The organism is Streptomyces sp. NPDC048337 (assembly GCF_043201175.1).
In the GTDB taxonomy this organism is placed as follows: Bacteria; Actinomycetota; Actinomycetes; order Streptomycetales; family Streptomycetaceae; genus Streptomyces.
In genome coordinates, this window is record NZ_JBICYR010000037.1 from 12,899 (window position 1) to 30,906 (window position 18,008).

At 72.5% G+C, this 18,008-nt stretch carries 14 protein-coding genes and 1 riboswitch; of the genes, 8 read left to right on the forward strand and 6 right to left on the reverse strand.

Going from position 1 to position 18,008, the window contains the following annotated elements; translation table 11 throughout:
• Positions 1-10 precede the first annotated feature (10 nt).
• The 3 genes from ACGFYU_RS35490 to ACGFYU_RS35500 all read right to left on the reverse strand — a co-directional run bounded on the left by ACGFYU_RS35490 (position 11) and on the right by ACGFYU_RS35500 (position 2,137).
• A complete protein-coding gene (locus tag ACGFYU_RS35490) occupies positions 11-193 on the reverse strand; it encodes an antitoxin (protein WP_393831433.1) in 183 nt (60 codons plus the stop codon).
• 98 nt (positions 194-291) lie between these two features.
• On the reverse strand, positions 292-1,008 hold the full coding sequence (locus tag ACGFYU_RS35495) for a hypothetical protein (protein ID WP_393831434.1): 717 nt from the start codon (positions 1,006-1,008) through the stop codon (positions 292-294).
• Positions 1,009-1,465: 457 nt separating this feature from the next.
• On the reverse strand, positions 1,466-2,137 hold the full coding sequence (locus tag ACGFYU_RS35500; protein ID WP_393831435.1) for a hypothetical protein: 672 nt from the start codon (positions 2,135-2,137) through the stop codon (positions 1,466-1,468).
• Positions 2,138-2,302: 165 nt separating this feature from the next.
• Between ACGFYU_RS35500 and ACGFYU_RS35505 the strand changes: the two genes are divergently transcribed.
• The 3 genes from ACGFYU_RS35505 (at position 2,303) to ACGFYU_RS35515 (ending at position 6,626) form a co-directional block, all read left to right on the forward strand.
• Positions 2,303-4,348: an N-6 DNA methylase gene (locus ACGFYU_RS35505; protein WP_393831436.1), complete on the forward strand. Its 2,046-nt coding sequence runs from the start codon at positions 2,303-2,305 to the stop codon at positions 4,346-4,348.
• A 110-nt stretch (positions 4,349-4,458) separates the two neighbouring features.
• Positions 4,459-5,109, forward strand: a complete 651-nt coding sequence (locus ACGFYU_RS35510) for a hypothetical protein (protein ID WP_393831437.1) — start codon at positions 4,459-4,461, stop codon at positions 5,107-5,109.
• The gene (locus tag ACGFYU_RS35515) at positions 5,106-6,626 is read left to right on the forward strand and encodes a protein kinase (protein WP_393831438.1); all 1,521 of its coding nucleotides are present in this window, start codon (positions 5,106-5,108) and stop codon (positions 6,624-6,626) included. Before ACGFYU_RS35510 ends, ACGFYU_RS35515 begins: the two co-directional genes overlap by 4 nt.
• Before the next feature lie 33 nt (positions 6,627-6,659).
• Here ACGFYU_RS35515 and ACGFYU_RS35520 read toward each other — a convergent pair whose 3' ends face one another.
• Positions 6,660-9,011, reverse strand: a complete 2,352-nt coding sequence (locus ACGFYU_RS35520; RefSeq protein ID WP_393831439.1) for a YfhO family protein — start codon at positions 9,009-9,011, stop codon at positions 6,660-6,662.
• A gap of 193 nt (positions 9,012-9,204) precedes the next feature.
• On the opposite strand from ACGFYU_RS35520, the gene ACGFYU_RS35525 reads away from it, so the two are divergent.
• The gene (locus ACGFYU_RS35525) at positions 9,205-9,828 is read left to right on the forward strand and encodes a SurA N-terminal domain-containing protein (protein WP_393831440.1); all 624 of its coding nucleotides are present in this window, start codon (positions 9,205-9,207) and stop codon (positions 9,826-9,828) included.
• A gap of 28 nt (positions 9,829-9,856) precedes the next feature.
• Positions 9,857-10,867, forward strand: coding sequence for a nucleoside triphosphate pyrophosphohydrolase (locus ACGFYU_RS35530; RefSeq protein WP_393831441.1), 1,011 nt, complete (start codon positions 9,857-9,859; stop codon positions 10,865-10,867).
• Positions 10,868-10,977: 110 nt separating this feature from the next.
• Here the strand turns inward: ACGFYU_RS35530 and ACGFYU_RS35535 are convergent, their stop codons facing one another.
• Both ACGFYU_RS35535 and ACGFYU_RS35540 read right to left on the reverse strand, forming a co-directional pair.
• Positions 10,978-12,189, reverse strand: a complete 1,212-nt coding sequence (locus ACGFYU_RS35535) for a globin domain-containing protein (protein WP_393831442.1) — start codon at positions 12,187-12,189, stop codon at positions 10,978-10,980.
• Between the two features lie 139 nt (positions 12,190-12,328).
• Positions 12,329-13,972: an IS200/IS605 family accessory protein TnpB-related protein gene (locus ACGFYU_RS35540; RefSeq protein ID WP_393831443.1), complete on the reverse strand. Its 1,644-nt coding sequence runs from the start codon at positions 13,970-13,972 to the stop codon at positions 12,329-12,331.
• A gap of 393 nt (positions 13,973-14,365) precedes the next feature.
• On the opposite strand from ACGFYU_RS35540, the gene ACGFYU_RS35545 reads away from it, so the two are divergent.
• The 3 genes from ACGFYU_RS35545 (at position 14,366) to ACGFYU_RS35555 (ending at position 17,959) form a co-directional block, all read left to right on the forward strand.
• Positions 14,366-15,628, forward strand: a complete 1,263-nt coding sequence (locus ACGFYU_RS35545; RefSeq protein ID WP_393831444.1) for a cytochrome P450 — start codon at positions 14,366-14,368, stop codon at positions 15,626-15,628.
• 103 nt (positions 15,629-15,731) lie between these two features.
• A complete protein-coding gene (locus ACGFYU_RS35550) occupies positions 15,732-16,805 on the forward strand; it encodes a transglycosylase family protein (protein ID WP_393831445.1) in 1,074 nt (357 codons plus the stop codon).
• A gap of 276 nt (positions 16,806-17,081) precedes the next feature.
• Positions 17,082-17,254: riboswitch (cyclic di-AMP (ydaO/yuaA leader) on the forward strand.
• 3 nt (positions 17,255-17,257) lie between these two features.
• Complete coding sequence (locus tag ACGFYU_RS35555) at positions 17,258-17,959, forward strand: transglycosylase family protein (RefSeq protein WP_393831446.1); 702 nt, start codon at positions 17,258-17,260, stop codon at positions 17,957-17,959.
• Positions 17,960-18,008 lie beyond the last annotated feature (49 nt).

An 18,008-nucleotide genomic window follows, 5' to 3' on the forward strand; every position in this document is an offset into this window, starting at 1 on the left:
GCGACGCGGGCTACTTGTTCGGGTCGTCGTCGATCCCGAGCTGCTTTTCCATCTGCTGCTGGGCCTGGTCGACCTGCTTGGCGTACTTGCCGCCGGTCCGCTCGTTGATTTGCTGCTCGGCGGCGTCGGACATCTGCTTCGCCTGCTGGCTGTGACCCTGCAGCATCGCCTTGGCCCTGTCCAAAAACCCCATGCGAAGGCTCCCTTCGGTTTCCCTTCTGCGACGCTACGCCCGTTTCGGGTGATTCGCTCGCCGAGGGGGCACCGTGCCCTGCGGCCGGCCCGGCCGGGTCAGCCCTGCTTGTCGGGGTCGATGACGTCCTTGTCGGCCGGGGCGTCGGCCTGGACGGGCTTGTTGAAGCCGGTGAAGGTGAGATCCGAAGGCTCCTTGCCGTCGAGGCTCACCTTGAGCAGGTACGGCTCGCCCTTGGTGGCGACCAGCGCGGTCTCGGTGCCCTCGGTGGTCTTCGTGGTGAGGGTGAGGGCCTCCTGGCCGTCGACCGTGGTGGTCTTGCCCTTCTGTGCGCCCTTGCTGTCCTCGAACTCCTTGAGCAGCTGGTCCAGATCGCAGAGGTCGGCCAGGTCCTTCATGTCCGGGTCCGAGGTCTTCGTCTTCAGCCAGTGCCCGGCGAGCTGCTTGACCGCCGCGTCCGCCTGCTCCTTGGGCAGGTCCTTCATCTGCTCGCGGTAGAAGGGCTCGTCGGCCTTGATGAAGACGTTCTGTGCGTTGCGGATCAGCTCGAAGGAGCCTTCCTTGCTGGAGATCGAGCCCTTGCAGTCGCCGGCCTTGCTGACCGCCATGTTCAGCTGCAGCGGCTTGCCCTCGTCCCAGACGTTGCCGCTGACGGTGAGCGAGGTGGCGCCGCGCAGCGCGTCCACGGACTTGTCGGCGACCTGGGAGCCGGACAGGTCGGGGAACGGGCCGGAGGCCTGGAGGCAGCCGGTGAGCCCGAGGGCGGTGGCGCAGGCGAGGGCGGCGGTGGCGGTCAGGCGGTGAGCGGTACGCATGGGGGGACTCCACTGAGGGGGACGCGGGGGCCGCGGGGACGCGGAACGGGGCGAGGCTATCCGGAGGCAGCAACTCCGGATAGAGGCGGTGCGGGATCGCCGGTGGTGGACCGGCGGTGGGGGCACCGGGTGGGGATTGCCGGGCGGGGGCCGGCGGTGAGGATCACCGGGTGGGGGCCGGCGGTGGGGGCCACCGGGTGGGGATCGGCGGGTGGGGATCGGCGGTGGGGGCCACCGGGTGGGGATCGCCGGGTGGGGATCACCGGGTGGAGGCCGGCGGTAGGGAGTCCACCGGGTGGGGGCTACCGGGTGGGGGCCGGCGGTGGGAAGGCCGCCGGGTGGGGGTGCGCCGGGTGGGGCCGGCGGTGGGGGGTCACCGGGCGGGGAATTGCCGGGTGGGGGCCGGCGGGGTGGGGCGTCGCCGGGCGGGGGGCCGGCGGGTGGTGGACCCGGAGGGTCAGGAGGACTTCTTCCAGTCTCCGCAGTCGACGGTCTTGAAGTAGCCGTCCCCGGCGTCGATCGTCACGACCGCCGGGCCGGTGGCGTTCTCGTTCGCGATGATGGCGTCGGTGTCGTGGCTCGCGTCCTTGGCGCGCTCCCAGTAGCAGTCCGCGCTCTCCGGGGCCTTGTAGGTGCCGGGTGCGATGTCGGTGCCGACCTTGAGCATCCCCGCCTTGCCGGAGAACTCGGTCTTCGGGGTGCCGCCGGTGGCCTTCGGGTCCACGGCCTCCCAGTCCTTGCAGTCGCTGGACTTGAAGATCTTGTCGCCGGCCGCGATGGTCACGTAGCTGGAGCCCGTGACGTTGTCGTTGGCGATGATCGAGTCCGCCTCGCCCGAGGAGTCCTTGGCCCGCTCCCAGTAGCAGCCGGCGCTGCCGTTGCCGGTGGTGCGGTAGGTGCCGGGCTGGACGTCCTTGCCGACCTCGAAGGTGCCCTTGCCGCGGATCGCGACCGCCTTCTTCTCCTCGGCCGGCTTCGAGGCCGAGGCCGCCGGCTTCGACGCGCCGCCGTCGTCCTTGGCCTGGTCGGGGCCGGTGCAGGCGCCGACCGTAGCCAGTGCGAGGACCGCACCGCCGACGGTCAGGACCTTGTGACGGGCGAGCCGGCTCTTGCGCGGGGTGTGGGACATGCGTAACTCCTGCCTCTCTGGCTGTTCTTGCACTTGTTTCGGCCTTCGCTGTTCGACGCGCTGATCACATCAGATGCCTGTGAACCGAGTCAACGCGATTCACGAGAAATTTTTGCTTCACGCTGTGAAGCGGTCTCTCGTGCGTGAACGGGTATGCTCCCCGGCATGTCCGAGGAGAACGCCCCACACGTCACCGAGGCAGAAGTCACCGCGGCCGAGGTCGCCCGCCTGGCGGGCGTCGGCCGCGCCGCCGTGAGCAACTGGCGGCGCCGCCACGCCGACTTCCCCAAGCCCGTCGGCGGCACCGAGACCAGCCCCTCCTTCGCCCTGGCGGAGGTCGAGCGGTGGCTGCGCGCCCAGGGCAAGCTCGCAGAGGTTCCGCTGCGCGAGCGCGTCTGGCAGCAGATCACCGCCCACCCCGGCGGCCCCGTCACCGCGCTCGTCAAGGCCGGCTGCGCGCTGCTCGTCGTACGGGACCGGCCCGCCGACTGGCTGGAGCTGACCGCCGTCTCCGACGAGCGGATGGCCACCTTGCTGCGGCCCGTCCTCGACCAGGTGCTCGGCGCACGTCTCGGCCCCGGCCACCCGCTGGAGGCCACCCGGACCGGCCCCACCGCGATGCCGCTGATGCGGGCCGCCGCCGAACTCGCCGCCGAACTCGGCGCCCGCAAGGCCTTCGAGTTCCTGCTGGGCCGCCACCTCGACGCCAACCCCCGCCAGTACACGCTCACCCCGGACGGCCTCGCCCGGCTCATGGCCGGCCTCGCCGGCCCCGGCGTGCGCACCGCCCTCGACCCCGCCTGCGGTACCGGCACCCTGCTGCGCGCCGTTGACGGGGGCACGGTCCTGCAGGCCCAGGACTCCTCGCCCGAACTCGCCGCCCTCAGCGCGCTGCGCCTGGCCCTGAACGGCTCCGCCCAGGTCCGCGCGGCCGCCGCCGACAGCCTGCGCGCCGACGCCTTCACGGGTGAGGCCGTCGACGCCGTGCTGTGCCACCCCCCGTTCAACGAACGCAACTGGGGCCACGAGGAGCTGGCCTACGACCCCCGCTGGGAGTACGGCTTCCCGGCCCGCACGGAATCCGAACTCGCCTGGATCCAGCACGCCCTGGCCCACCTCCGCGAGGGCGGCACCGCCGTCCTGCTGATGCCGCCCGCCGTCGCCGCCCGCCGCTCCGGCCGCCGCATCCGCGCCGACCTGCTGCGCCGCGGCGCCCTGCGGGCCGTCATCGCGCTCCCGGCCGGCACCGCCCCGCCGTACGGGATCCCCCTGCACCTGTGGATCCTGCGCAGGCCGGCCCCGCACGCGGTGCCGCCGCAGGGGCTGCTGCTCATCGACAGTGCTGCCAGTGCTGCCGGTGCGGCCGCCGCCTCCGCCGGCTTCGCCTCCCTGGCCGGCGAGGTGGAGGCCGCCTGGGCCGCGTACGACCGCACCGGCTCGGTGGCGGAGGTCCAGGGCATCAGCCGCGTCGTGCCCGTCATCGAACTGCTCGACGACGACGTGGACCTCACCCCCGCCCGCCATCTGCCGCCCCCCGCCGCCGGCGGCGGCCCGGCCGAGCTGAGCGCCGTACGGGAACGGCTGGACGGGACCCTCGCCCGGGCCGCCCGGCTCACCCCGCCGCCCGCCGTCCCGGCCCCCGAGGCCACGGCCTTGCTGTCGCTGACCACCATCGGCGAACTCGCCCGCTCCGGGGCCCTGGTGCTGCACACCGGCACGGGCAGCGGGACCGGTACGGCACCCGTCCTCACCGAACAGGACGTCTACGCCGGAACCGGCCCCTCCGGCACCCTGGCCGCCACCCCCGACGAACCGGTGCTCACCGCCCCCGGCGACGTCCTCGTCCCCGTCGTCGGCGCCGCCGCCATAGCCCGCGTCGTGGACGAGGCCGCCGCCGGCGCCGTCCCCGGCCGGGGCCTGCAACTGCTGCGCTCCGACCCGGCCGCCCTCGACCCGTGGTTCCTGGCCGGATTCCTGCGCGGCACCGCCAACAACCGCCGCGCCAGCAGCCATGCCTCCACCGCCACCCGGCTCGACGTACGCCGCCTCCAGCTGCCCCGGCTGCCGCTCGCCGAACAGCAGCGCTACGGCGCCCGCTTCCGCGCGCTCGCCGAGTTCGAGGACGCGCTGCGGCTGGCGGGACGGCTCGGCGAACAGCTCGTACAGGGCCTGTACGACGGCCTGTCGGACGGCACGGTCACCCCGGACTGACCGGCGGGGCGGCGACCGTACAACGGTTGGGCACATCCCCTCACCAGCGGCCGAAAAGGCTTATACGCTTCGCTCCGCAAGCCTTTCCGCACAGCCCGTCAGGAGCAGCGATGCACGGCCCCGGCCTCCCGCCGCCGCAGCACGGTCACCAGCCCAGTTCCGGGGGCGTGGTGGCCCTGCGCGTGGTGTTCGCGCTGCTGCCCATCCTGAGCTGTGGCTTCCTGGCCTGGGCCACGATGCTGCGGCTCGCGCTGCTGACCCGCAAGACCGTCGACTGGGCGCTGCTGGCGCTCAGCGTCGGGCTGTCCGTCGCGTGGGTGGTGCTGATCGGGCTCGACCCGACCGAGGACACCAGCGGTTGGCAGGGCAACACCGGGGCCGGTGGCACCCTCCTGACCGCGCTCGCGACCTGCGTGTACTTCCTCGTGGCCGACATCCGCCACTACGAGCTCCGGGCGGCCGGGGCCGCGCCCGCGCCCTGGTACCCGGCGCAGCCCGCCCCGTACGCCCACCCGCAGCGGACGGCGCCCGGGTACGGATACCCGCCCGTGCAGACGCCCGACCGGACGCCCGTACCCCCGCAGGTCCCGCCGCAGCCGACCCCGCCGCCGCGCATCGGGCAGGTCCGCGCCGAGCTCGACGAGCTCAGCGAACTGCTGCGCAAGCAGCCGCACCAGCCCCCGCAGGCCCCGCGGCCCCCGCAGCCCGGCGGCCCGTACCAGGACCCGAACGACACCCCGATCCAGGACCGCAATCAGTGACCGACCGGCTCATCGGAGACCGCTACCAGCTCGCCACCCTCCTCGGCCAGGGCGGCATGGGCCAGGTCTGGACGGCGTACGACCGGCGCCTGGACCGGCGGGTCGCCGTCAAACTGCTGCGCCCCGACAAGGTCGCCGGCCCCGGCACGGTCGCCGAGGAACTGCGCCGCCGCTTCGTGCGCGAGTGCCGGGTCACGGCGCAGGTCGACCACCCCGGCCTGGTCACCGTGCACGACGCCGGCAGCGACGGCGACGAGCTCTTCCTCGTCATGGGCTACGTCGAGGGCTCCGACCTCGCCGACCACCTCGCCGAGCACGACCCGTACCCCTGGCCGTGGGCGGTCGCGGTGGTCGCGCAGCTGTGCGCGGTGCTGTCGGCCGTGCACGCGGTGCCGATCGTGCACCGCGACCTCAAGCCGCGCAATGTCATGATCCGCCCGGACGGCACCGTTCTGGTCCTGGACCTCGGTGTCGCCTCGGTGATGGACACCGACACCACCCGCCTCACGAGCACCGGCTCACCCATAGGCAGCCCGGCGTACATGGCGCCCGAGCAGGCCATGGGCGGCGCGGTGGGCCCCTACACCGACCTCTACGCCCTCGGCGTGCTGCTGTACGAACTCCTCAGCGGCAACGTCCCCTTCGCCGGCTCCACCGCCCTCGGCGTCCTGCACCGCCACCTGTACGAGCCCCCGCTCCCGGTGCGTCAGCTGCGCCCGGAGGTCCCGCCGGAGCTGGAGGCGGTCCTGCTCCACCTCCTCGCCAAGGACCCGCAGGACCGTCCCGCCTCCGCGCAGGAGGTGTACGAGGCGCTCACCCCGCTGCTCCCGGCCCGCGGCAGCGCCGCCCCGACCGGCCCGCTCGACCCGACCCGCCCCTTCCTGCGCCCCCACGCCCCCTGGCCCGACCGGGCCACGGTCATCCCGCCCCGGCCGAGCGGCCCGCCGCCGACGACCCCCGCGCCGCCGAAGCCGGACATCCCGGGCGCGGTGGACGAGGCCCGCAAGCTCCTGGACCAGGGGCGGCTCACCCAGGCCGTGGACATCCTCGGCGGCATCCTCCCGGCGGCCGCCGCCGAGCACGGCGAGCACTCCCCGGTGGTCCGCTCCCTGCGCAAGCAGTACGCGGCCACGCTGATGGACGACGGCCAGTACCGCCGCGCCCTGCCGGAACTGCGCCGCCTCGCCGACGAGTTCCCGGCCGGCGACGCCCAGGCCCTGCGCTTCCGCTACGACGCGGCCCAGTGCCTGGAGCAACTCGGCGAACCGGCCGCGGCCCTGGCGGAGTACCGCTCACTGCTCCCGCTCTTCGAGAACCACTACGCCAACCCGGACCCGGGCCTCCCCCTGGAGGTCCGCCGCCGCATAGCCCACCTGCTGCTCTCCCTCGGCGACCGCCCGGCGGCCCACGACACCCTGGCCCGCCTCCTCTTCGACGCGGAACGCCTCCACGGCCCCGCCCACCCCTTCCCGGCCGAAATCCGCCGCACCCTCCACTGGCTGGGCCAGGTCCGCTGACCCGGCGGCCACCGCTGGCCGCGCTCCACGCCGTCAGCGTCGGCGGGAGCGCCGCAGCACGGCGGCCAGGACCAGTACCGACAGTGCAGCCACGCCCGTGCCCGGGATCAGGCCCGGGGGGCGGAACGTGCAGGTGAGGTGGGTGGTGCCGGGGGTGAGGGGGAGGGCCACCAGGCCCAGGTAGGACGACGCGGGGCGGTCGTTGCACGTCCAGCCGGCGATGGCGGGGGCCGAGAGGACGGCCGTGCCCGTGGTGTTCGGGGGCAGGGCGGCGCTGATGTCCGAGGGGCCGACCTTCAGGGAGGTCGCCGCCGTGGCGCGCAGGGCGGCCACCGCGGTGTCGAGACGGGCGCGGTCCAGGCAGGAGAGGAGCCACCGGGCGGGCTGGGGCGCGTCGAAGACCAGGGCCGAGGAGGCGCCGCGGGAGACGCCCAGGGGCTGGAGGGCCGCCCGGTTGCGCGGGGCGTTGCCGTTCAGCCGGAAGGGCGGGCCGTCGGCGAGGCGGGCCGTCGCGTTGTACTCCGGCGCCCACAGGTAGGCCTCCGTGCCCGCGCGGCAGACCCCGGGGGAGAGGGGGTCCTCGTACACCTTCGCGCCGAGCAGCAGCTCCTGGTTGGCGAAGGGGGAGTCGCCGTACGGGGAGGGTTCGCCCGGCGGGCGGGTCGTGATCAGCGGCGGGACCTCGGCGCGGCGGACCGTGCCGTCGGGCTGGAGGCGGGCGCCGACCGCGAACAGCGCGTCGACCACCGGGTTGTCGATGCTCTGCACGTTGCGCCCGCGCGAGGTCCAGCCGGCGCCGAGCGCGACCATCGTGCGCGTGAACACCGCCGGGGTGTGGCTGCTGTAGTAGGCGCCGCCCTCCCCGCCCAGCAGCAGCGGATCGTTGCCGGTCAGGGCCGGCCGGCTGGGGTCCGTACGGTACGCGGGCCAGCCCTCGGCGCCCGTCAGGGCCGTGGCGCGCGCGGTGTGCGCCGGGCCCCAGGACGGGTAGTCGTCGAGCCCGCCCAGCTTGCCCTTGTGGCCGAAGGCCGTGGTCGCGGCCGCCTGCCCGGCGAGTACGGCCGCCAGCAGTGCGACCGCCACCGGCGCCAGGCGCCGGTGGCGCAGCGCCCACCAGGCCGCGCCCGCCAACGCCAGCCCGCCGCCGAACAGCACGTACCCCCAGGTCGTCGCGAGCGGGCTGCCGCTCGCCCACAGGGCCGCCGCGGCGAGCAGGCCCGCCCCCGCGGCCAGCGCGCGCTGCCCGGGCAGGCCCGCCGCCAGCCCGGTCCAGGCCGCGATCACCACGATTCCGGCGAGGACGAAGGTCTGCCGGTACGGGCTTCCGTTCGGCGTCGCGAAGAGGTGCCAGGCCAGATGCGTCGGCGCCCACTGGAAGGAGAGCGCCACCGCCACCGTGAGCCCCGCCCACAGCAGCCGGGTGCGCCCGGGCACCGCCCGGTGGAAGGGCAGGGCCGCCGCGAGCAGCAGCGTCCCCGTCCCCACGAAGACGGCGGGGGAGGAGAAGGAGTACGTCGCCGGCAGCAGCCGGGCGAAGAAGTCCTCCGAGGAGACGGGACGGAACTCCTTGACCCACCCCGGATAGGCCTGCCCCGAGCTGAGGAAGAGGGGCGCCAGCACCGGCGCCGCGAGCGCGATCCCCAGCACGGTCGTCCCGGCCGCCCGGCCGATCACCCCGAGCCGGGCCCGCGCCCCCTCCCGGGTCGGCACCACTCGTACGAGCAGCACCAGCGCCGCACCCAGCGTCGCCATGTAGGCGGTGTAGAAGTTCGCCGTCCAGCACACGGCCACGACCAGCGGCGCGAGCAGCGGGCGCCGTCCGCGCAGGGCCCACTCGCCCGTCAGGCACAGCAGCGGGAAGGCGATCAGCCCGTCGAGCCACATCGGGTTGTAGGAGGCCTCGATCACCGACCAGCCGCACAGCGCGTACGAGGCACCGAGCAGCCCCGCCGCCCACCAGGCCCCGCGGCGCTGTGTGCGCAGCAGCCAGGTCATGGCCGCCGCGGCGAGCGCGGTCTTGAGCACGGTGACGACGTACACCGCGAGGTCTATGTCGGCCCGCGGGAAGAGCCCGACGAGCACCGAGAGGGGGCTGGTCAGGTAGGTGCCCAGGTCGGGCAGGAAGCTCGTGCCGTAGCCGGACTGCCAGTTGAACAGCAGCCCGCCCTCCGCACGGCCGTGCAGGAGGTCCCACAGGTGGGCGTGGAAGGGCACGAACTGATTGCCGAGGTCGTTGATGCTGCGGTGGCGCGGTCCGTACGGGAAGACGCGGGCGGCGGCGTCTCCGGCGCACACGGCCACCGCCGTGAGCAGGGCGGCGAGCCCCGAGCCGAGCAGGCTCGGGCGGCGCGGCGCGCTGCGCGAAGAGGGGCGCGGTGTCGACATGGTGGGCCGACCCTGGCAGCACCGGAGGACGCGGGGGTGGCCAGGGGGTGGCCGCGACACCAACAAGCAGCGCACCCCAACACCCGGGGAATCGTTGGTCGAACCGGTGGCCCGCACCACCGTGACCTCATACCATCGATCATCGCAAGGCCCTTGTGCACCGACGCACAATCTCCCGGCCCTGGAGGCTCCTTTGCACCGTCGCACTGCGCTCTCCGTCTCCACCGCCCTGCTCCTGGCGGCCCCCCTGCTGTCCGCCTGCTCGGGCGAGACCCGGCCCGGCACCGCGGCCGTCGTCGGCGGCGAACGGATCACCACGTCCGCGCTCCAGGCCCAGGTCAACGACGTCCGCGCCGCGCAGAACCGTTCCGGGCAGTCCGCGGCCGAGCTGATCGCGAGCACCCCGAACCTGGAGCGGGTCAAGCTCGACTCGATGCTCCAGAGCCGGGTCATCGACAAGATGGCCGCGACCGCCGGGATCACGGTCTCCGGGAAGGAGATCGAGGACGAGCACAAGGCGTACGTGGAGAACAACAACGGGGCCGAGCAGTTCGAGGCGCTGCTGCTGCAGAAGGGCGCCATGGCCCCCGGCCAGGTCGACCGCTTCCTGCGGGACCGGGTCCTGCTCACCAAGCTGACCGCCAAGTACGGCAACGGGAAGCTGGAGGAGCCGGCCCGGGCGGCCGCGAAGGCGCTGCGCATCGAGGTCAACCCGCGCTACGGGGCCTGGGACGTCAAGCAGATCAAGCTCGGCGCAGGGGAGACCCCCTGGATCACCCAGCGGACCCAGCCCGAGCAGGCCCCCGCCGGAGCGTGATGCTCCCGCCCGGAGGTAGGTTCGTGGGGTGACCGACCACGACCCCTCCCACCAGACGCCCGCCGAGCCCACCGGCCGCATCGTCCTGCTGACCACCAGCCACCGGGTCGCCCCCGGCGTGCTGTCCTGGCCGGCGTGGCAGACCCTGCACGCCGCGGACCGGGTGCTGTGCGCCGACCCCGGCCACCCGCAGCTCCCGTACCTGCGGGAGGCGGGCGTCGAGGTGGTCCACGCGATCCCGGACGCCCACGAGCTGGTCGAGGCCTGCGCCGGCGGCCGGACGGTCGTGGTGCTCCCGTCGGGCGAGGGCGACCAGCGGCTCACCGACGGGCTGGCGCGCCTCGCGGGCTCGGGCCGGGTCTCGATGCCGGACCTGGAGCTGCTGCCCGGCTCCTACGACCTGCCCGGCGCGCGCCTGCTCGACCTGGTCCAGGTGATGGACCGGATCCGGCGCGAGTGCCCCTGGTCCTCCCGGCAGACCCACGAGGACCTGGTGAAGTACGGGATCGAGGAGGCGTACGAGCTCGTCGAGGCGATCGAGGCCGGTGACCCGGAAGCGCTCCGCGAGGAGCTCGGCGACGTCCTGCTCCAGGTGGTCTTCCACGCGCGGATCGCGGAGGAGGGGGGCGGGGACGCCGAAGACTCCGTCGAGAGGTTCTCCATCGACGACGTGGCCGGGACCCTGGTGGAGAAGCTGATCCACCGGCACCCGCACGTGTTCGGCGACGCGGAGGCGACCACCCCGGAAGAGGTCAAGGCGCACTGGCTGCGCTCGAAGGCGGTCGAGAAGCAGCGCGATTCGGTGACCGACGGGATCCCGCTGGGCCAGCCGGGTCTCGCCCTCGCGGCCAAGCTCGCCGGGCGGGCCCGTACGGGCGGCGTGGCCGTGGAGCTGCCCCGCGGCGAGGGCATCGGGTACGAGCTGCTGGAGCTGGCGGCGCGCGCCGAGGCGTCGGGGATCGACCCGGAAACGGCGCTGCGCGCGGCGGCTCGCGTCTACCGGGACGCGATCCGGGCCGCCGAGGGCGTCGGCGATTAGGGGGTGTTCGGGGGAGCAGGGTCGGATGGCCCGGGTCGTCTGGTGCCAGGCGGGCAGGGCCCGGCCCTGGTCCCCCGAACACCCCCTGAGCCCTCAGCAGCGGTGGTGCTCTAGTACGGGCGCGGTGCGCGGCCCGAGGGGTTGTGCCAGTGCGGCGACGGGCGGTTCAGGAACCACTCGCCGAAGCCGAGCGGGCGGCCGTTCGGGCCGTGGCCCTTGCCGGCGGCGGGTACGGCGTCGTAGAAGATCCGGTCGGGGTGGGCGCCGAGCTCCTCCAGGAGGTGGGCGGTCTCCTCGATGAACAGCGGCGGCCCGCTGAGGTAGACGTCCTGGGCGGGCCACAGGCCCCGGGTGCTGAGCGCGGTGGCGAGCCGGTCGGTGGCCTGGTTGCGGTGCTGCCCGGGTGCGGGCGTGATGTAGGTGACGTCGAGCCAGCCGAAGGCGGCGGCGTACTCGTCGATGAGCGGGCGGTCGTAGAGGTAGGCGGCGTCCCGCGCGACCACGAAGAGGCGTACGTCCTGATCGGGGGGGTGGTCCGCGAGGTCCTCGAGCATGGCCCGGATCGGCGCCCAGCCGGTGCCCGCGGCGATGAAGCTGGCCGGCCGGTCCTGGCGGCGGAAGGTCAGCTGCCCGCCGGCGGCGCCGAGCCGCAGCAGGTCGCCCGGCCGGCTCTCGTGGACCAGGACGGTGCTGAGCCGCCCCCGCTCGATGCGGCTGACGTGCAGGTCGAGGGTGCCGTCGGGGCGCGGGGCGTTGCCGATCGAGTACGTGCGCCAGGTCGTCGGGACGCGCGGGCTGCTCACGCTCGTGTACTGGCCGGGGAGATGCCGGAAGGGGGCGTGCGGCTTGAGGGTCAGGACGCCGATGTCCTCCCCGTACTGGAGGTGGCGGACCACCTCCGCGTCCCACCACGGCGGGTCCTCGCTCGTGGCGGCGCCGGCCATCATCGCGTCGGCGATGACCTGGTACGCCTCGGTCCAGGCCTTCTCCACCCGGTGGGTCCAGGCCTCGCCGGAGGTTTCGGCGAGGGCCGCGATCAGGCTGGTGCCTACGGCGGCGTAGTGCTCGGGGCCCGCCAGGAACTTGCGGTGGTCGCGCCCGAGGTCGCGTAGATAAGGGACAAGGGTGTCGTTCTCCAGGTGGGCGATCACGTGTGTGAGCGCGGCGAAGAGCCGGTCCCGCTGACGCTCCATGTCCTCGAAGGAGGCCGGGAAGAGTTCACGGACTCCGGGGTTGTGCCAGAAGAGGTGGGAGTAGAAGTACTTGACCGCGTGTTCGGCCCGTCTCTCCACCACCGCGAAGCTGCTTTTCAAGATCCTCACATCCACAAACCCGAAAGTAGGAATGTCGGACAAGGTGAGGTCAAGCGATGGCGGATCTACGGACAGCCGCGACGAACCACCCATATGGGATGGGGCCGTGCGCCGGGATACGGTCATCGGGTGCACGAGCAGACCGTTCCTAATCAGTGATCAGGAGTGAGTCTTGGACCCACGTCCCGGCACTGCGGGCATCCCGAACGGTTTTGGGTGTCCTGGTCGCCCGCTTTCGCTCCGCGTCCGGCTGTACGGATCGTGTCCGGGGTCCGGGGATGCGGGGGCGGGTTTCCTCACGCTCTCGGGTGCCTCGATGGGCCTGGGCGGTCCGATGCCCCGCAGCATCGCTCTGGTGATGCGGGGGCGGTGCCGTCCGTCGCCGGATCGGGTGCCCGAGGGCGCGTCGCCCGATCGCGATACCAGCGGCATCGTGACGGGACATCTTGCGCGTCTTGCTGGTCAGTGGCTTGCGCCAGTGCTCGTCGCCCCACATCGACGTGTACGCCGGATCGACGGCGACGATCGCCAGGCCGAGCTCGGCGGCCATCGACACCAGGCGGGCCTTGAGCTTGCCGGTGGGGATGCCGGAGATGACTTGCCGGAACCGCTTCTTGCGGCCGTGCTTCTCGCGGGTCTTCTCGGCGGCGAAGTCCAGGTTCTCGATGCCGATCGCCCTCACGCCGTGCTGATGGGTCCAGTGCAGGAGCCGTGTGATTGCGTGGCGGATCTGGGCGTCGCGATGGTCGGCGCTGCCGGTGAGGTCATAGAAGAACCGTCTGGGGTCGCCGACCGGGTTGCCGTGCCGGTCGAGGCGGTAGGCGGCGAAGTGGTCGGTGTTTGTATCCACACCGACCATCGCCTGGGCACGGGCCGTCTCCAGCGGGATCGTCTTGACCACGGGCCGCTGCCACGAGGCCGTGAGGTACCAGCGGCCGCGGGCCACGTCCAGGTGGATGCGGTAGGCCACAGCCCGGTTCGCTCCGACGCGGTCGGCCCACTCCTGGCCCCGGTGGGCGAACGCGATCCGGGAGGTGAGGACGTACCGGCCGTGCTTGCTGTTGGTCAGGTCCGCGAGCGGCGCGGGGAGCTTGATGGAGACTTCGCCGTCGGGGGTGACGCGGATCGTCTCGTTCCCGAAGCGCTTGCCGGACTCGCCGTCCGCGGCGAGGAACCAACGCTCGGCCTCCCACCGCTGCCGCCACTCGGCCTCGGTCAGCTGGGCGGCATTCAGGTTATGCCGGGTGCCCAGCAGGCGCCGGCCGCCGTGCACCGCATGCACGACACCGGCTTCACGGTCGGTCCTCGCCTGGTCGAGCCGGTTCTCCAGGACCGCCAGACGGCGGGACTTGTGGAACCACTCGTTCTTGGAGCGGTATCCGCCCGCAGCCCGCTTGCTGCCCTTCTCCCCGAGAGGAAGCGACAGCCGGTGCATCAGCGTCCGCACTCCGGCTTCGAGGTTGTGGATGTGCGCGAGCTGGCAGCGGCGCGAGAGCGCCCACTGATCGTGGGTGGCCTTCGTGATGCTCCCGGCCCAACGTGAGGACGACTCAGCGGTCAACCCCTGCTTACGAGCTGCCCACGTATCGCTGCTGTGGTCGTTGCCCTGCGCGCAGCGCACGGCCAGATCACGGGAGGCGAGCCGGCCCAGGTGCTCGCCAACCAGCCGTAACATCTTCTCGTCCTCGGGCGTCAGGCCCTTGAGGCGGTCGCGTATCGCGACACCGGACGGGCCGAGAGCAACGAACGGCGCGTCGATTACACGTAGCTGCTGCTTCGTGTTCTGTCGCACCGCTCGCCCCCCTCCGTGATCAACACCCCGAACCTGCAAGCGCCACTGGCAACGCTCCCGCCGCTCACGCGGACGGATCAGCCAGCGCCCGCAGTGCAAGCCTCTGCCGACCCCCACCCCGCGCCACCAGCCCCTCCATTCACCCGCAGCTGCTTTGCATGCACTCCTTCGACATTGACCTCTCGGCCAAGACCGCGGGCCTGCGAAGCCCCCCGTTCACTCGTACGAGGTACCAGACGGTCATCGGCTGCTACGAACCCGACACGTCACAGCCCTGCCTTCCACCTGGGTCCGGTGGAGCGCGGGACCGTTCGCATGCTCGGAGGCGGTGCCCCCTGCGGTGCAGGTACTGGTGGGGTCCGTGTGGCAAAGACGGACGGTTACTGTCGGGGAATGCGCGACCAACCGTCCATCGCCGATGATCCCGACGCACCCGAACTCTTCACGTGGGAGTTCGCGACCGACCCGTACCCCGCCTACGCATGGCTGCGCGAGCACTCCCCGGTGCACCGCACCAAGCTCCCCAGCGGGGTCGAGGCCTGGCTGGTGACCCGGTACGCCGACGCCCGCCAGGCCCTCGCCGACCAGCGGCTCAGCAAGAATCCGGCGCACCACGCGGAGCCCGCGCACGCCAAGGGCAAGACGGGGATCCCGGGGGAGCGCAAGGCGGAGCTGATGACGCACCTGCTGAACATCGACCCGCCGGACCACACCCGGCTGCGGCGGCTGGTGTCGAAGGCGTTCACCCCGCGCCGGGTCGCCGAGTTCACCCCGAGGGTGCAGGCACTGACCGACCACCTCATCGAACAGTTCGAGAAGAGGGGGGAGGCGGACCTCATCCACGAGTTCGCCTTCCCGCTCCCCATCTACGCCATCTGCGAGATGCTCGGCGTACCGCGCGAGGACCAGGACGACTTCCGCGACTGGGCCGGGATGATGATCCGGCACGGCGGGGGTCCGCGCGGCGGGGTCGCCCGCTCGGTCAAGCAGATGCGGACGTATCTCGGAGAGCTCATCCACCGCAAAAGGGATGATCTGGGCGACGACCTGATCTCCGACCTGATCCGCGCGAGCGACCACGGGGACCACCTGACGGAGGGTGAGGCCACCGCCATGGCCTTCATCCTCTTGTTTGCCGGCTTCGAAACCACCGTGAATTTGATCGGAAATGGGCTGCATGCCCTGTTTATGAACCCGGATCAGCGCGAGCGCCTCCAGCTGTCGCTCGCCGCCGGGGAGAGCGGGCTGCTGGAGACCGGGATCGAGGAGCTGCTGCGCTACGACGGCCCCGTGGAGCTGGCCACCTGGCGGTTCGCCACCGAGCCGCTGACCCTCGGCGGGCAGTCCATCGCGGTCGGGGACCCCGTCCTGGTCGTCCTCGCGGCCGCCGACCGGGACCCGGCCCGGTTCGCCGAGCCGGACACCCTCGACCTCGGGCGCACCGACAACCAGCACCTCGGATACGGGCACGGCATCCACTACTGCCTGGGTGCTCCGCTCGCGCGACTTGAAGGACAGACGGCGCTTGCGACTTTGCTCACGCGTCTGCCGGATCTGGAACTCTCCGTTCCACCGGAGGACCTGCGCTGGCGCGGCGGACTGATCATGCGTGGCCTGCGCACTCTGCCTGTGCGCTTCACACCCCGAAACATCTGAAGCCCGTCTGACCGGAAGTCAGTTCTCCGACGAACTTGTGACATGCGTTCGAAGGCCGCTAGGTTCTGCCGTTACCCCGCCGTTATGCGAAAGGTGCAGCCTCATGCTTCCCGGGAACGGCCGCCACAGACGCCCCCGCCAGATCCCCGCGATCGTCGTCACCGCCGGAGTCACAGGCTCCGCGCTGGCTCTGCCGCTGCTCGCCGCCACGAGCGCGAGCGCGGCCGACACGTCCACGTGGGACAAGGTCGCCGAGTGCGAGAGCGGCGGCACGTGGACCGCCAACTTCGGCAGCGGATCGTACGGCGGACTCCAGTTCACGCAGGAGGAGTGGAAGGGCGCCGGCGGGCTCGACTTCGCCGAGCGGGCCGACCTCGCGAGCCGCTCGCAGCAGATAGCCGTAGCCGAGCGGGTGCTCGCCTCCCAGGGGACGCAGGCATGGCCGCAGTGCGCGGCGTCGGCCGGGCTGGACGCGCAGAGCCCCGCGGCCGCGGTGGACCCCGGTCTGCCCGGCGGCTCCCACTCCGTCACCCCCTCGCCGGGCCGCCCCGACGGCAGCGTGCCCGTCACCGGACACGGCAAGCCCTCCACGGACTTCGGGGCGCCGAGCCAGCCGGCCCCGAGCCCCTCCGGGACCCCGTCGGTCGTGATCCCCGACGGCCCCCTCGGGCCCTCCCTCGGACTGCCCGTCATGCCGGCGCCGGACGACCCCACCACGACCCCGACGCCTCCGGTGACCCCCACGGACCCGACCGTCCCGCCGGTGACCCCCCTCGACCCGACGGCCCCGGTGCTCCCGGGCGTCCCGACCACGGATCCGGTGGACCCCACCGCCCCGCCGGCCACCCCGTCGGCACCCACGACGCCCGGCGCCATGACCGGCCCGACGGCCCCCGGAGCCTCCGCCGAACCCACCGCCCCCGCCGCCCCGTCCGGCACGCCGGCCGAGGGCACCGGCAAGCACCGCGGCGCGCCCGCGACCGAGACGCCGGTCACGTCCGACGCCGCGTCGAGCCCCAAGTACACGGTGCAGGAGGGCGACAGCCTGGCCGCCATCGCGGATGCCAAGGGGGTCAAGGGCGGTTGGAGCGCGCTGTATGCGGCCAACGAGCAGGTCATCGGCCAGGACGCCAACCTGATCAAGCCCGGACAGAACCTGGATCTAACCGCCAAATAGCGGCACTTCAGGCATCCGGAAAGACTCGATTGTCCGTTTTGATCAAGTGAGACATGTGTCTCTTCCGGTCAACTGGCGTGTCACCCCTCGGGGATTCTGCAAACCCCGTCCTCACCTGCGCAAACGTGCGTAAGTGGAACGCAAGTAGGGGCGGTTTCCCCCCGATGTCGCTTGTTGAACATCGGGGGGAGGCCTGTCTACCTTCTGAATCGCTCGCCACCGCGAGCTCCTTCGACCGCATCGCCGAATCCTGCCGGCGGACGGAGGGAACAGTCGTCGCGTCAAGCGCCGAAGGCAGGAGCGGGGGAACCAAGGTAGGCGCCGGGAGCGGCCGTTGAGAGACGGTCACGCCACCGGCTAGGGGTTAAGCCGTGCGCTAGGTCGCACGACCGGGCAACTCATCCGCCCGAACCCGACAGCTCACCTCGTAGGCGTCGGTGAGGAGAAACCTCATGCTGCTTTCCGGCAAGGGCAAGCACCGCCGCGCCTCCAAGGCCGCCCGCATCGTCACGCTCGCCGGTGTCGCCGGTGTCGCCGTCGCGGCGCCCCTGATGACCGCGGGCTCCGCCTCGGCCGCCACGGCTGCCGAGTGGGACCGCGTCGCGCAGTGCGAGTCCGGTGGCAACTGGGCCATCAACACGGGCAACGGCTACTACGGCGGCCTGCAGTTCTCGTCGTCCACGTGGGCCGCGTACGGCGGCAAGGCGTACGCCCCGCAGGCCAACCAGGCCTCGAAGTCCCAGCAGATAGCCATCGCCGAGAAGGTCCTCAAGGGCCAGGGCAAGGGTGCCTGGCCGTCCTGCGGCGTCGGCCTGTCCAACTCCTCGTACAACGGCGGCGGGGCCGAGACCCCCGCCAAGCCGAAGACCGAGCCGAAGAAGACGGAGCAGAAGGCCGCTCCGAAGAAGACCGAGCAGAAGGCCGCGCCGAAGAAGGAGACCCAGCGCTCCGAGGCGCCGACCACCCGCTCCGAGCGCACCGAGGCCCCCAAGACCGGCAACGGCTCCTACGAGGTCAAGCCCGGCGACACCCTGGGCAACATCGCCGAGGCCAACGGCGTCAAGGGCGGCTGGGAGAAGCTCTTCGAGCTGAACAAGGACATCGTGTCCGACGCCGACCTGATCTTCCCGGGTCAGAAGCTGAAGCTCAGCTGAACAGTGCGGCAATAGCCGCGCTCCCCACCGCCCGGCGCGTCTCCCCCCA